Here is a 12,953-nt window from a genome sequence, read left to right as displayed (position 1 = left end):
TGGCTACAAATGCCCCTGCCGCGGCAAGCGCTGCGACAATTCGTCCAGCAACCGCTGCTCGCGCTTGTCTTCGGCCCGCCGCGCCTCGTCCATGTAGCGCTGCACCAGCTTGCGCAGCCCTTCCACCCGAGCATAGGCCTGCTGCCAGGTACCACGGGCATTTTTCAGGTTGTTTTCATGCCAGAGCAGGCTTTGCCGCTGCTGGGTCATGGCCGTTTCCAGCTGGGCCAGGAAGCGCTGATAGTTGAGCAGCCAGCTGCCATTCACGCCCTGCCCGCCGCGATTGATCCACTGCGCCTGGTACCCTTCGCGGAACGATTCCAGCTCGGCCAGCTTGGCCTGGGCCTGAACCACCTGCTGCTGGAAGTGCCCCACACGCTGCGCGGCCTTGCGCTCAGCCTCTTCGGCCATGTTGACCACAGGGGCCAGGCGCGCGGCGCGTCCGGGCTGGCTCATGGCCTATCAGCCCTTGGCCGGAGGCGTGAAGATCGCCCCCAGCTCGTCGCGGCTCTGGCCCATGCCGACATTCTCGTCCAGGCCCTGGCGCAGGAAGTCCACCAGCCTCGGCTGCAAGGCAATGGCCAGGTCGGTTTCCGGATCGCCGCCGGCGACATAGGCGCCAACGCTGATCAGGTCACGGCTCTGCGACAGGCGCGACCACAGTTGCTTGAATTTCTGCGCCTGACGCAGATGATCGGCATCCACCACCTGCGGCATGACCCGGCTGATCGAGGCCTCGATGTCGATGGCCGGATAATGGCCTTCCTCGGCCAGGCGCCGCGACAGCACGAAGTGACCGTCAAGCACGCCCCGCGCCGAGTCGGCGATCGGGTCCTGCTGGTCGTCGCCCTCGGACAGCACGGTGTAGAACGCGGTGATCGAGCCACCGCCAGGCTCGCCGTTACCGGCGCGCTCCACCAGCTTGGGCAGCTTGGCGAACACCGAAGGCGGGTAGCCGCGCGTGGCCGGCGGCTCGCCGATGGCCAGGGCAATTTCGCGCTGGGCCTGGGCGAAACGGGTCAGCGAGTCCATCAGCAGCAGGACGTTCTTGCCCTTGTCGCGGAAGTACTCGGCAATGCGCGTGCAATACATGGCGGCGCGCAAGCGCATCAGTGGCGCATCGTCAGCGGGCGATGCCACCACCACCGAGCGCTTGAGCCCCTCTTCGCCGAGGATGTGCTCGATGAATTCCTTGACTTCGCGGCCCCGCTCACCAATCAGGCCGACCACGATGATGTCCGCTTCGGTAAAGCGGGTCATCATGCCCAGCAACACCGATTTACCCACACCGGTACCGGCGAACAGGCCCAGGCGCTGGCCGCGGCCGACGGTGAGCAGGCCATTGATGCTGCGAATGCCCACGTCCAGCGGCTTGCTGATCGGGTCACGGTTGAGCGGGTTGATGACCGGGCCATCCATCGGCACCCAGTCTTCGGCACGCATGCCGCCCTTGCCGTCGAGGGCGCGCCCGGCACCATCGAGCACCCGGCCAAGCATGCTCATGCCCATGGGCAGGCGGCCACTGTCATCCAGCGGCACCACGCGCGCACCCGGCGCAATGCCGGCAATGCTGCCCACCGGCATCAGGAAGACCTTGTTGCCGGCAAAGCCCATCACCTCGGCCTCGACCTGCACCGGGTGGTAGCTGTCGTCGTTGATCACCAGGCAACGCCCGCCTACTGCGGCGCGCAAACCTTCGGCTTCAAGGGTGAGGCCGACCATGCGCAACAGGCGGCCTTCGACCACCGGCTGCACCGGCAGCTCGATCGCCTGGGCGTAGCCGCCCAGGCGCTTGCCGAAGCTGGTGCGGTCAAGGCGCATCGCGGGCATCCAGTTCAACCGACAGGTCCGCTGCCGCCGGGTGCAGGGCCTGATCGTGCAGTTGGTCGAACAGTTGCGCCACGGCTTTCTCGATGCGGGTTTCCATGGTCGCGTCGATGCGGCTGTGCAGCGTCTCGATGCGGCAGCCGCCTGGCAGCAGGGCTTCGTCTTCGAGCAGCTTCCAGCTCTCCTCATGGCGTTCGCGCAGGGCTTTGGCCAGCTCGAAGTCCTGCGGGTTGAGGTGGATGCGGATGTTGTCGGCGCCCATCGGCAGCAGCTTCAGCGCCTCGCGCAGCACCTGGGTGATCTGGCTGGAGTCGCTGCGCAGTTCACGGCCGATAACCTGGCGCGCCATGTGCGCAACCAGATGCACCATGCTTCGTTCGATCTGCGTGTCCTGCTCGGCGATCGGCTCCAGCAAATGCCCCATCAGCTGCTCCAGGCTGGCCAGCTTGACAGCGAGCGCTTCTTCGGCCTCCTGGCGCACCTTCAGTTGGGTGCTGTGGAAGCCCTCACGCTCGCCGGTGGCGAAGCCTTCGTTGTAGGCCTCCTGGCGGATCGCTTCGAGCTCTTCGAGGGTCAGCGGCTGGACTTCTTCCAGCGGCACCTCCTCGACTTCTTCCTCGATGACTTGCGGCTCTGGCTCGGGTTCTGGCTCAGGCTCCGGGTCGAAGCTGGGCAGCGCCCAGACATCGACGCCCTCGAGGTCGCGGGCACGGATCAGGTCGCTGGGATGGGATTCTTTGGTGGGCATGTTTTCAGGTACTCAAAACCAACAAGGCCCCTGCACATGGCAGGGGCCTGTGGATCAGATCATTTCCTCGGCACCCTTGCCGCCGAGCACGATCTCGCCGGCCTCGGCCATGCGGCGGGCGATGGTGAGGATTTCCTTCTGCGCCGTCTCCACGTCGCTGACGCGAACCGGGCCCTTGGCCTCAAGGTCATCACGCAGCAGTTCGGACGCACGCTTGGACATGTTCTTGAAGATCTTGTCCTTGACCCGCTCGTCGGCGCCCTTGAGCGACACCACCAGCACGTCGGACGAAACTTCGCGCAGCAGCGCCTGGATGCCGCGGTCGTCGACATCGGCCAGGTTGTTGAAGACGAACATCAGGTCTTCGATCTGCTCCGACAGGTCGCTGTCGATTTCGCGAATCGCGTCCATCAGCGCACCTTCCACCGAGCTGTCGAGGAAGTTCATGATGTCGGCGGCGCGCTTGATGCCGCCCAGGGTGGTGCGCGCAGCATTGGAGTTGCCCGAGAACTGCTTCTCGAGAATCTGGTTCAGCTCCTTGAGCGCCGCCGGCTGCACGGTATTGAGCGACGACACGCGCAGGACGATGTCCAGGCGCACCTTGTGGTCGAAGTTGCTCAGCACTTCGCCGGCCTGGTCGGGATCGAGGTAGGCGACCACGATCGCCTGGATCTGCGGGTGCTCGTAACGGATCACATCGGCCACGGCACGTGGCTCCATCCACTTGAGGCTGTCCAGGCCGCTGGTGTTGCCACCGAGCAGGATGCGGTCGACCAGGCCGTTGGCCTTGTCCTCGCCCAGGGCCTGGTTGAGCATCTTGCGGATGTAGGCGTCAGAGCCCACGCCCAGGCTGGTCTGGTCGCCGACAATCTCGACGAACTCGCTCATCACCTGCTCGACCTGCTCGCGGTGCACGGTGCCCATCTGCGCCATCGCCACACCCACCCGCTGCACTTCCTTCGGGCCCATGTGCCGCAGCACTTGCGCAGCATCGGTCTCACCGAGCGACAGCAGCAGGATCGCGGCCTTGTCGACACGGCTCAGCTTGGCGGTAATGGCTCGATTGTCACTCATCGGCGTTGATCCACTCTTTGACGACCTGGGCTACGCGGCCCGGGTCTTCGGCCACCAGGCCTTTGATTGCGTTGAGCTGTGCTTCGTAACCCTCGGTCGGGCTCGGCAACAGAATGCTTGACGGGCCACCGAGGCTGACACGGTCGCTGGCCAGTTCGCCATCCAGACCGATCATCCCGCCCAGTTCCATGTCGCTGTCCGCAGCAGCCTGCTTGCCGCCACCGGTGATGTTGTTGAGGACCGGACGCAGCACACCGAACACCAGCACCAGGATGAACAGCACGCCCAGCACCTGCTTGACGATGTCCCAGAACCACGGTTGCTGGTAGAACGCGATATCGGCGATCTCTTCGCCACGGTCGGCGGCGAACGGCACGTTGATCACGGTCACACTGTCGCCACGGCTGGCATCGAAGCCCACCGCGTCCTGCACCAGGCGAGTGAAGCGCGCCAGGTCTTCGGCACCCCATGGGGCACGGCTGGTTTCACCATTGGCATCCACCTTGACCTGGTCGTCGACCACTACCGCCACCGACAGGCGGGTCAGGCGACCTTGCTGCTGGCGGGTGTGGCTGATCGAGCGGTCCAGTTCGAAGTTCTTGGTGGTCTGCTCACGCTTGTCCGACGGGTATGGCGCCAGCATCGGCTGGCCAGTGGCCGGGTCCATGATCTGCTGGCCATTGGCATCCACCAGCGGCTGACCAGGCTGGATGGCAGCGGCCGCCCCGGCTGCGCCCCCGGTGGTTTGCGGCGCCGACGCCGGGCCTGGCGGCTGGTTGCTCAGCGCACCCGGTACACCTTGCGGGCCCTGGCTGCTGGCGCGCTGCTCATTGACCGCCTGCTCGCTGCGCAGCGCCGGCTGGTCCGGGTTGAACTGCTCGGAGGTCGACTCGACCGCACTGAAGTCCAGATCGGCGGACACCTCGGCCTTGTAGCGATCATTGCCCAGCACCGGCTGCAGGATGTTATGCACACGCTGGGTGAGCATGCCTTCCATGCGGCGGCTGTAGTCGAACTGCTTGCCGGCCATGGTCAGCGCGGTGTCCTGCAACTGCTCGGAGAGCAGGTTGCCGCGCTGGTCGACCACGGTGACTTGCGACTTGTCCAGCTCGGGCACACTGGTGGCGACCAGGTTGACGATGGCCATGACCTGGCCCGCTTCCAGCGAACGGCCCGGGTACAGCTCGACCAGCACCGAAGCGCTTGGCTTGCGCTCGTCACGCACGAACACCGAGCTTTTCGGGATCGCCAGGTGCACGCGCGCGGCCTTGACGTTGTTCAGGCTGGAAACGGTTCGCGCCAGCTCGCCTTCCAGGCTGCGGCGATAACGGGTGGCTTCCATGAACTGGCTGGTGCCCAGCCCCTGTTCCTTATCGAGCAGTTCGAAGCCGACATTGCCATCGCTCGGCGCAACGCCGGCAGCCGCCAGTTTCAGGCGCGCACGGGAGAGGTCGTCGGCCTTGACCAGCAGAGCACCGGAGTTGGGCTCGACGTGATAGGGAATATCGGCAGAGGCCAGGGTGTCCATGACCTGCTTGGTGTCCATGCCGGCCAGGCTGCCGTACAGCGGCCGGTAATCCGGCTGCTGCGACCACAGCACCACGGCGAAGCCGATCGCCACGCTCGCCGCCAACCCGACCAGCAGGCCGACCTGACGCAGCATGGGCATCTGCGAGATGTTTTCCAGGAACGCCATGTTGAAACGCGCTGGCTTGGAACCTGGCGCACCGCTCTTGGCGGGGGCGTTATCGACGACTGCTTCAGCCATGACTTACTTCCGTCCTCAAACCGGCATCTGCATGATGTCCTGGTACGCCTGGACCAGCTTGTTGCGTACCTGAGTCAACGCCTGCATGGACACGCTGGCTTTCTGCGAGGCGATCATCACGTCAGTCAGGTCGACGCCGCTCTTGCCGATCTCGAAGGCATTGGCGAGCTGGGTCGACGCCTGCTGGGTCTGGTTGACCTTGCCGATGGCCTGGCCAAGCATGTCGGCGAAGCTGCTTTGACCAGGCGCCAGCTCGGGGGCAGCGGTGGTTTTGGGCAGCGACATGGCATCGGCCTGCATGGCCCGCATGTCCAACATCAGACGATTGAATTCAACACCTTGGCTCATGAACTTCTCTCTCCGGCGGCCGCATTTTTTTGACACTCATGCGGCGGATAGCCCTGAACTAGCAACTCATGTGCCAGCACGCAGCGCAAAGATATAAATGACTGTTTCAGCCGAACAGGCTGGCTTCAACATCGAGCCCGGCATCACGCATCTGCGCGAGCTTATAGCGCAAGGTACGCGGGCTGATGCCCAGTTTCTCGGCTGCTTCCTTGCGCCGACCGCGCTCGGCGCGCAGGGTGTCGATGATCATCTGGAACTCATGGCGACGCATGTCGTCGCCCAAGCCACCCGAGTCCATCGTCACATCCGCCGGCAGTGGCGATACAGTGGCCACCACGCCTGCCGACAATGGAATGGCGCCTGCCAGACAGAAATCCGCCGCTTCAATCACCCCGCCCTGCTGCAGGATCAACGCCCGCTGCAAGGCGTTGTCCAGTTCGCGCACGTTGCCCGGCCAGGCATGCGCCTGCAGGCAGGCACGCGCCTCGGCAGACAGCCGTACCGGCGCGTGCTTCATCTTCGCCACGTGGCGCGCCAGCAAGCGCTCGGCCAGCGGCAGGATATCGCCAGCACGCTCGCGCAACGGCTGCCAAGCCAGCGGGAATACCGAGAGGCGGTAGTACAGGTCTTCACGGAAGCGCCCCGCCGCCACTTCACCTGCCATGTCGCGGTTGCTGGTAGCCAGCACCCGGATGTCCAGGGCGATCGGCTTGCGCCCACCCACCCGCTCCACTTCACGCTCCTGCAACACGCGCAACAACTTGGCCTGCAGGCCAAGGGGCATCTCGGAGATCTCGTCGAGCAGCAAGGTGCCGCCCTCAGCCTGCTCGAACTTGCCGGCCTGGGCAGCGATGGCACCGGTGAAGGCCCCCTTTTCGTGACCGAACAGCGTGGCCTCGAGCATGTTGTCCGGAATCGCCGCACAGTTGATCGCCACGAATGGCTGCGCCGCCCGCGGCGACTGCTGATGGATATAGCGCGCCAGCACTTCCTTGCCGGTCCCCGACTCACCAGAGATGAGCACGGTCGAGTCGCTGCGGGCCACGCGCGCAGCCAACTCCAGCAGGTGTCGGCTGGCGGCCTCGCATGCCACCGGCCCCTCGTTGTCGGTCGCTGTCAGGCGCCCGGCGGCGTGGCGCTCGACCAGGCTCAGCAACGCCTTGGGCTCGAACGGCTTGACCAGGTAATCCGCAGCCCCCTGGCGCATGGCCTCCACGGCGCGCTCGACGGCCGCGTGGGCGGTCATCAGCAACACCGGCAACTGTGGATGGTGCCGTCGCAGTTGGGCCAGCAATTCATGCCCATCCATACCCGGCATGTTCACGTCGCTGACCACCAGGCTGTAAGCCTCGCCCAGCACTGCCTCCAGCGCCTCCTCGGCACTGCCGACCGCATCGAAGGCAAACCCGCCGATCTCCAGGGTATCGCCCAGTGCTTGGCGCAAAACGCGGTCATCCTCGACCAGCAGCACCTTGATTGCCATTACACGACCTCCGCTGCCTGCCCGTCGATCAGCGGCAGTTCAACCTTTACACAGGTGCCACGCCCGACTTTCGAGCGCAGCTGAAGCTTGCCCTGGTGCGCACGCACCACGGCCTTGACCACCGCCAGCCCAAGCCCGGTGCCAGTGGCCTTGGTGGTCAGGAAGGGTTCACCCAAGCGTCCCAGCAGATCGGCATCGATACCGCTGCCGGCGTCGCTGATATTCAGGTACAGGGTGTATTCACGACGGAACAGGTGCACCTTGAGCCGCGCCGGGCTGTCACTGGCCTGCAAGGCGTTCTCGATCAGGTTGAGCAAGGCACCGACCAGGGTGTCGCGATTGCACAGCAACTCACCCAGATGGCTGTCGCACTGCCAGCGCACCGCATGCCCTTGCACATGGGGCTGGGCAGCTTGCTGGAGGGCCTGGAACAGGCCCTTCGGGGTCAGCCGATCCCCCAGCGGCAGCTCGCCACGGGCAAACACCAGCATGTCGCGCACCTGGTGTTCCAGTTCGTGCAGGCGCTCCTTGAGGCTAGCGGCAAAGCGCTGGCGGGTTTCTGGCGCAAGCTCACGCTCGCTGTCGGCCAGGTGGCTGGCATAGAGCATGGCCGCCGACAGCGGCGTGCGGATCTGATGCGCCAGCGAGGCGACCATGCGCCCCAGCGAAGACAAGCGCTCATGCCGGGCCAGCTGATCCTGCAGGCGACGGGTTTCAGTCAGGTCGTTGAGCAACACCAGCTGGCCAGGTTCGGCGTCCAGCGAGCGGGTAGCAATGGACAGGCGTCGGCCATCACGCAGCGAGACTTCATGGCCGTCGTCCTTGCGCGGGGCGAAGCTGCGGGCGATGACCTGGCGCCACAGCTGGCCGACCAGAGGCTCGCCGAGCAATTCGCAGGCTGCCGGATTGGCTTCACGCACCAGGCCTTGGTCGTCGATCACGATCACTCCGCCCGGCAACAGGTCGAGCAGGTTCTGCAGGCGGTTGGCCAGGCGCTCCTTCTCGTTCAGCTCGACCATGCGCTGCTGGCCGACCACCGCCAGCTCGCCCTTGAGCTCGCTGACACGGGCTTCGAGCATGCCGTAGGACTGGTTGAGCTGGCTGGATACCTGATCGAACAGGGCGAATGCCTGCTCCAGCCCCTGTCGACTCTCCTGTTCGACCGGGGTACGCCCCTGCGGATCAGGGACTCGGGAAAAGTGGGCGGCCTGGGGCATCGTGCTCTCTCGCGTGGCTGACCGTCATAAAAACGGTGTGGTGCCAGCGGTGTAGCAATAGCCGTGCCGGGGATGGGGATTTGCCTCTACAAGCCCGGCCTCTTCGCGGCGGTTCGGCGCGAAGAGGCCGGCACAGGCGGAATCAGTCTTCCGCCTGGTCCTCACCACCCTGGCGACTCATGCCGTACTTGCGCATCTTCTCGACCAGGGTGGTCCGGCGTATGCGCAAACGTTCAGCCGCGCGCGCAACGATACCGTTGGCATCGTCCAGCGCCTGCTGGATCAGGCCCTGCTCGAGGCTGCCCAGGTAGTCCTTGAGGTCCAGCCCCTCTGGCGGCAACATCGCATGGTTGCTGAAGTTCGGGGTGTGACCATTGATTGCCACGCGCTCTTCGAGGTCGCTGCGCAGGCTGTCGACCAGATGCTCGTCTTCATCATCGATGTAGCGGAACTTCTTCGGCAGCTCCGACACCCCGATCACGCCGTACGGGTGCATGATCGCCATGCGCTCGACCAGGTTGGCCAGCTCGCGGACGTTGCCCGGCCAGCCGTGGCGGCACAGCGACATGATCGCCGCCGAGTTGAAGCGGATCGAACCGCGCTTCTCGTGCTCCATGCGCGAGATCAGCTCGTTCATCAGCAGCGGAATGTCTTCCACCCGCTCGCGCAGTGGCGCCATCTCGATCGGGAACACATTGAGGCGGTAATACAGGTCTTCGCGGAACGTCCCGTCCTCGATCATGGTTTCGAGGTTCTTGTGGGTCGCCGCAATGATGCGCACGTCGATGCTCTGGGTCTTGTTGCTGCCCACGCGCTCGAAGGTGCGCTCCTGCAGCACGCGCAGCAGCTTGACCTGCATCGGCAGCGGCATGTCGCCGATTTCGTCGAGGAACAGGGTACCGCCGTTGGCCAGCTCGAAGCGCCCGGCACGGCTGGTGATCGCGCCGGTAAAGGCGCCCTTCTCATGGCCGAACAATTCGCTTTCCAGCAATTCGGCCGGGATCGCCCCGCAATTGACCGGCACGAACGGCGCTTCGCGGCGCTTGGAATGGTAGTGCAGGTTGCGCGCCACCACTTCCTTGCCAGTGCCGGACTCACCGAGGATCAGCACGCTGGCGTCGGTATCGGCCACCTGCTGCATCATCTGCCGCACGTGCTGGATGGCACGGCTGGTGCCGACCAGGCTGCGGAACAGGTTGGGCTCGCGCTGACGACCGCGCTCGCGGGCCTGGTCGTACATTTCACGGTAGACCTGGGCACGGTGCAGCGAATCGAGCAGCTGGCTGTAGCTCGGCGGCATTTCGAGGTTGGACAGAACCCGACGGCGCAGCTCTTCCGGGAAGTCCGCAGAAGAAATTTCGCCAATCAGCAGAACCGGAAGGAACTCATCCCACCCAGCCACTGTCTTAAGCAACCCAAGCACAGTGCCCGGAGCATTGACGGTACCGATCAACACGCAGAGCACTTCGCGACTCGAAGACAGGCTCCCTACTGCCTGCTGCCAGTCCTGGCTGGAGCATGGGAGGTTTTCTTCGCCGAGAAAGTTCAGAACCACCGCCAGATCGCGGCGGCGGGCGCTGTCGTCATCGATCAGGAGAATCTTGGTTTCACGCCACATGCAATAGCAACTTCCCTAGTCATATCGGCGCCCCTCTCAGGGCATGCTCGACATCTCCGACTGAATGGTCAGTGTTCGGACGTCTGAAATTCGAAAACAGCCACTAGTAAAGTCAAAAAAACCCATGCAGTCAAATTAATGGCGCACGGCTTTTTGCGAATCTGTGGTCAAGTGAACAGATGGTATACCTTGGCCGCGCTTTTCGCCTGACGGATTTGTGTCATCTCGTCGACTATTGATTGACGCTCGCCGCTTGCAACATCAATCAATTGCCCGTAGACCACCAGCAACTCCTCAAGACTCGATCGCACCGCAGCCTCATTGCTGAGCGCTTCGGCCAGCACATCCTCGACACAGACACGGCACGCAAGGTCAAGCTCGCCGACCGCCTGCCAGTCGCGACTGGCCAACGCCGCCAGCAACTCGTCACGGGTCTGCTCGATACGCTCGATTACCTTGCTCATACACCCCCCTACTGCGCGCCGATCGCGTCCCAGCCTTCCTTGACAGTGATCAGCAGGTCCCTGACCTCGTCGAGGATTGCCGGATCGTTCTGCATGTTGGCCTCGCTCAGGCGACGCGTCATGTACAGATAGAGGCTGTCGAGACGATTGAGCTCGTCGGTCATGTTGTCGCGGTCCAGGCCTTCACGCAGCCCGCCGATGATGCCGATGGCCTTGCCGATGGCGATACCCTTGCCGGCGATGTCCTTGCGCTGCATCGCACCATGGGCCTGCGCAATGCGGTCCAGGCCGCCTTCCATCAACATCTGCACCAGACGATAAGGGCTCGCCTCGGAGGTCTGCGCCTGGGCGCCAATCTTCTGGTACTGCCGAAGGGCTAACATTGGATTCATGGGGTACCTCGTCACTACGGGGTTGCTGTATGACCGGGCTATCGGCGCGGCGTCAAAAAACTTTAGGGAGAATACAAAAAGCCCGACAGAGCGTCACGCGCTGTCGGGCTTTTGGCACTGGAGCACAGCGCCATGGCTGCGCCCGCACTATGCATCACGCCCCGTCAGGAGTTCTTCTGCTGGGCGGACATGGCTTCGAAGATCGACAGCACACTGTCTCGCTGCGAGTTCAACTGCCCCACCAGGGTGTCCATGGTGTTGTACTTCTTGGTCAGCGAGGCTTCCAGGTCCTTGATGCGCGCATCCAGGGAGCTCTGCTCCAGGCTCAGGCTCTTCTTGGTCGCTTCGAGCGACTTGCTACGCTCATCCAGCACACCACCGGTCGCAGAGAACGGCTCCATGGCCTTGCTCATGCGATCGAGCAGGCCGCCATCACCATTGAACAGGTTCTGGACTTCGCCACCCAGCTTCTGATCATTGATCGCCTTGGTGAACTTGGTGCTGTCGAACTCCAGCAGGCCAGTTCCCTGGACGGTGTTGATACCCAGCTGCGAGAGCACGCTGAGCTGCCCTGAGCCATTGCTACCCGGCACCACCAGCTCGTTGCGCAGCGCCGTCAGCATGCTGCGCACTGCAGGGTCACCCGACAGCGCCGGGGTGTTCCAGGTGCCATCTGCAGCCTTGGTCGACACACTGACGTTGTTGATGGTGCCGACCAGGGCGTTGTAGGCATCGACGAAAGACTGCACCGACTTCTTCAGGCCGTCGGTGTTCGCTGTGACGGTGATGGACACCGGCGACAGGGCTTCGGTCTTGGACAGCAACTCGAAGGTCATGCCGCTGATAGCATTATCGACCTTGTTCGATTTGCTGGTGAGCTTCATGCCGTCGATGTCGAACTCGGCATCCATGGCCAGGTCACCGATGCGGCCAGCACCTCCGGCATCGGTCATCTGTGTCGAAGGATCGATGGTCAACACGCCCGAAACGGTGATGTCCGAATCCTTGCCCATGGTCTCGGAGCTCAGCACCAGGCGCGAACCGGTACCGTCGTTGACGATGTTGGCAGTAAAGCCCTTGGACGTGGCCTGGGCGTTGATCGCGTCGCGGGTCTGCTGCAGCGTGGCGTTGGCCGGGATGGTGACATCGAGGCTGGTACCATTCTGGGTAAGCGTCAGCGTACCGCCACTGGCGGAAACCACCGAACTGCTGTCGGTATAGCGCTGGCTGGCCACACGCGAGGCCGTTGCCAGCTGCGAAACCTGAACCGAGTAGTTGCCGTTGACTGCCGTGCTGCCGGCAGTGGCCTTGACATACTTGTCATTGGAAGTGGCAGCCACAGAACCGATGAACGCAGGGTTGGCGCTGTCATTGAGCTTGTCCATCGCAGTCTTGTAGGCAGCCAGCGCACTTTTCAGGCTACCTACCGCCGAGATCGAGGCCGTGTTTGCCGACGTGCGACGATCGAGCTGCCCCTGCTTGGGGGTTTTCTCAGCATTAACCAGGGCCTTCACAATGGCCGTAGTATCGAGACCGGAACCCAGCCCCAAACTCGGTAGAATTGGACTTGCCATTACATCCTCCTTTTCTGGTTGACGCCGAAAAACCGGGATGCCTCAGCGACACCCGCGCAACCGTTCAAATGACCTGCGGGCCGTCAGGCTTTCTCATCGAAGAGCAGACTATTGACGTCATGCAGGCTGCGAGCCAGCTCCAGCGCGGTTTCCGACGGAATCTGTCGGATCACTTCCCCGCTGTCGCGGGCAACGACCTTGACGACCCACGTACCGGTGGAATCATCCACCGAAAATTCCAGGTTGCGCTGCAACGACTGGACAAAATCCTGTATTTCCTTGACGGCCGAATGCAACTCGACCTCGCTCTTGGGAGCGTCTTCCTGCGATGCCTTGCGGGCTTGCCCGGAGGCCTTGTCAGCCGAGTCATCCTTCTGGATGCTGGCGACTACCGATGACATCTGATACGACGGGCTCGACTTGACGCTTATGTCCATCGC

General features: G+C 63.5%; 13 protein-coding genes. All 13 read right to left on the bottom strand.

Annotated elements, in window-relative coordinates; translation table 11 throughout:
* Positions 1–3: 3 nt before the first annotated feature.
* Complete coding sequence (fliJ, locus tag ABE528_RS04285) at positions 4–456, bottom strand: flagellar export protein FliJ (protein WP_152958846.1); 453 nt, start codon at positions 454–456, stop codon at positions 4–6.
* A gap of 6 nt (positions 457–462) precedes the next feature.
* Positions 463–1,821, bottom strand: a complete 1,359-nt coding sequence (fliI, locus tag ABE528_RS04280; protein WP_152958845.1) for a flagellar protein export ATPase FliI — start codon at positions 1,819–1,821, stop codon at positions 463–465.
* On the bottom strand, positions 1,811–2,575 hold the full coding sequence (gene fliH, locus ABE528_RS04275; protein WP_152958844.1) for a flagellar assembly protein FliH: 765 nt from the start codon (positions 2,573–2,575) through the stop codon (positions 1,811–1,813). Before fliH ends, fliI begins: the two co-directional genes overlap by 11 nt.
* A gap of 54 nt (positions 2,576–2,629) precedes the next feature.
* Positions 2,630–3,649 (bottom strand): flagellar motor switch protein FliG, encoded by a 1,020-nt coding sequence (gene fliG / locus ABE528_RS04270; protein ID WP_054887156.1) that lies wholly within the window; start codon positions 3,647–3,649, stop codon positions 2,630–2,632.
* Entirely contained in the window at positions 3,642–5,417 is a 1,776-nt protein-coding gene (gene fliF, locus ABE528_RS04265; RefSeq protein WP_346652305.1) for a flagellar basal-body MS-ring/collar protein FliF, read from the bottom strand. The genes fliG and fliF overlap by 8 nt, the downstream gene beginning before the upstream one ends.
* Before the next feature lie 15 nt (positions 5,418–5,432).
* Complete coding sequence (gene fliE, locus ABE528_RS04260; RefSeq protein ID WP_152958842.1) at positions 5,433–5,765, bottom strand: flagellar hook-basal body complex protein FliE; 333 nt, start codon at positions 5,763–5,765, stop codon at positions 5,433–5,435.
* A gap of 106 nt (positions 5,766–5,871) precedes the next feature.
* Positions 5,872–7,248, bottom strand: coding sequence for a sigma-54 dependent transcriptional regulator (locus ABE528_RS04255; RefSeq protein ID WP_346652304.1), 1,377 nt, complete (start codon positions 7,246–7,248; stop codon positions 5,872–5,874).
* The gene (locus ABE528_RS04250) at positions 7,248–8,465 is read right to left on the bottom strand and encodes an ATP-binding protein (RefSeq protein WP_346652303.1); all 1,218 of its coding nucleotides are present in this window, start codon (positions 8,463–8,465) and stop codon (positions 7,248–7,250) included. Before ABE528_RS04250 ends, ABE528_RS04255 begins: the two co-directional genes overlap by 1 nt.
* A 142-nt stretch (positions 8,466–8,607) precedes the next feature.
* The gene (gene fleQ, locus ABE528_RS04245) at positions 8,608–10,083 is read right to left on the bottom strand and encodes a transcriptional regulator FleQ (RefSeq protein WP_152958839.1); all 1,476 of its coding nucleotides are present in this window, start codon (positions 10,081–10,083) and stop codon (positions 8,608–8,610) included.
* A gap of 167 nt (positions 10,084–10,250) precedes the next feature.
* Positions 10,251–10,547 (bottom strand): flagellar protein FliT, encoded by a 297-nt coding sequence (locus ABE528_RS04240; RefSeq protein ID WP_346652302.1) that lies wholly within the window; start codon positions 10,545–10,547, stop codon positions 10,251–10,253.
* 8 nt (positions 10,548–10,555) lie between these two features.
* A complete protein-coding gene (gene fliS, locus ABE528_RS04235) occupies positions 10,556–10,939 on the bottom strand; it encodes a flagellar export chaperone FliS (RefSeq protein WP_152958837.1) in 384 nt (127 codons plus the stop codon).
* 164 nt (positions 10,940–11,103) lie between these two features.
* Positions 11,104–12,513, bottom strand: coding sequence for a flagellar filament capping protein FliD (gene fliD / locus ABE528_RS04230; protein ID WP_152958836.1), 1,410 nt, complete (start codon positions 12,511–12,513; stop codon positions 11,104–11,106).
* 83 nt (positions 12,514–12,596) lie between these two features.
* Positions 12,597–12,950: a flagellar protein FlaG gene (locus tag ABE528_RS04225; RefSeq protein WP_152958835.1), complete on the bottom strand. Its 354-nt coding sequence runs from the start codon at positions 12,948–12,950 to the stop codon at positions 12,597–12,599.
* Positions 12,951–12,953: the final 3 nt, after the last annotated feature.

Source organism: Pseudomonas sp. TWI628, from assembly GCF_039673865.1.
Lineage (GTDB): Bacteria > Pseudomonadota > Gammaproteobacteria > Pseudomonadales > Pseudomonadaceae > Aquipseudomonas.
This window is presented reverse-complemented; position numbering and strand designations above follow the sequence as displayed.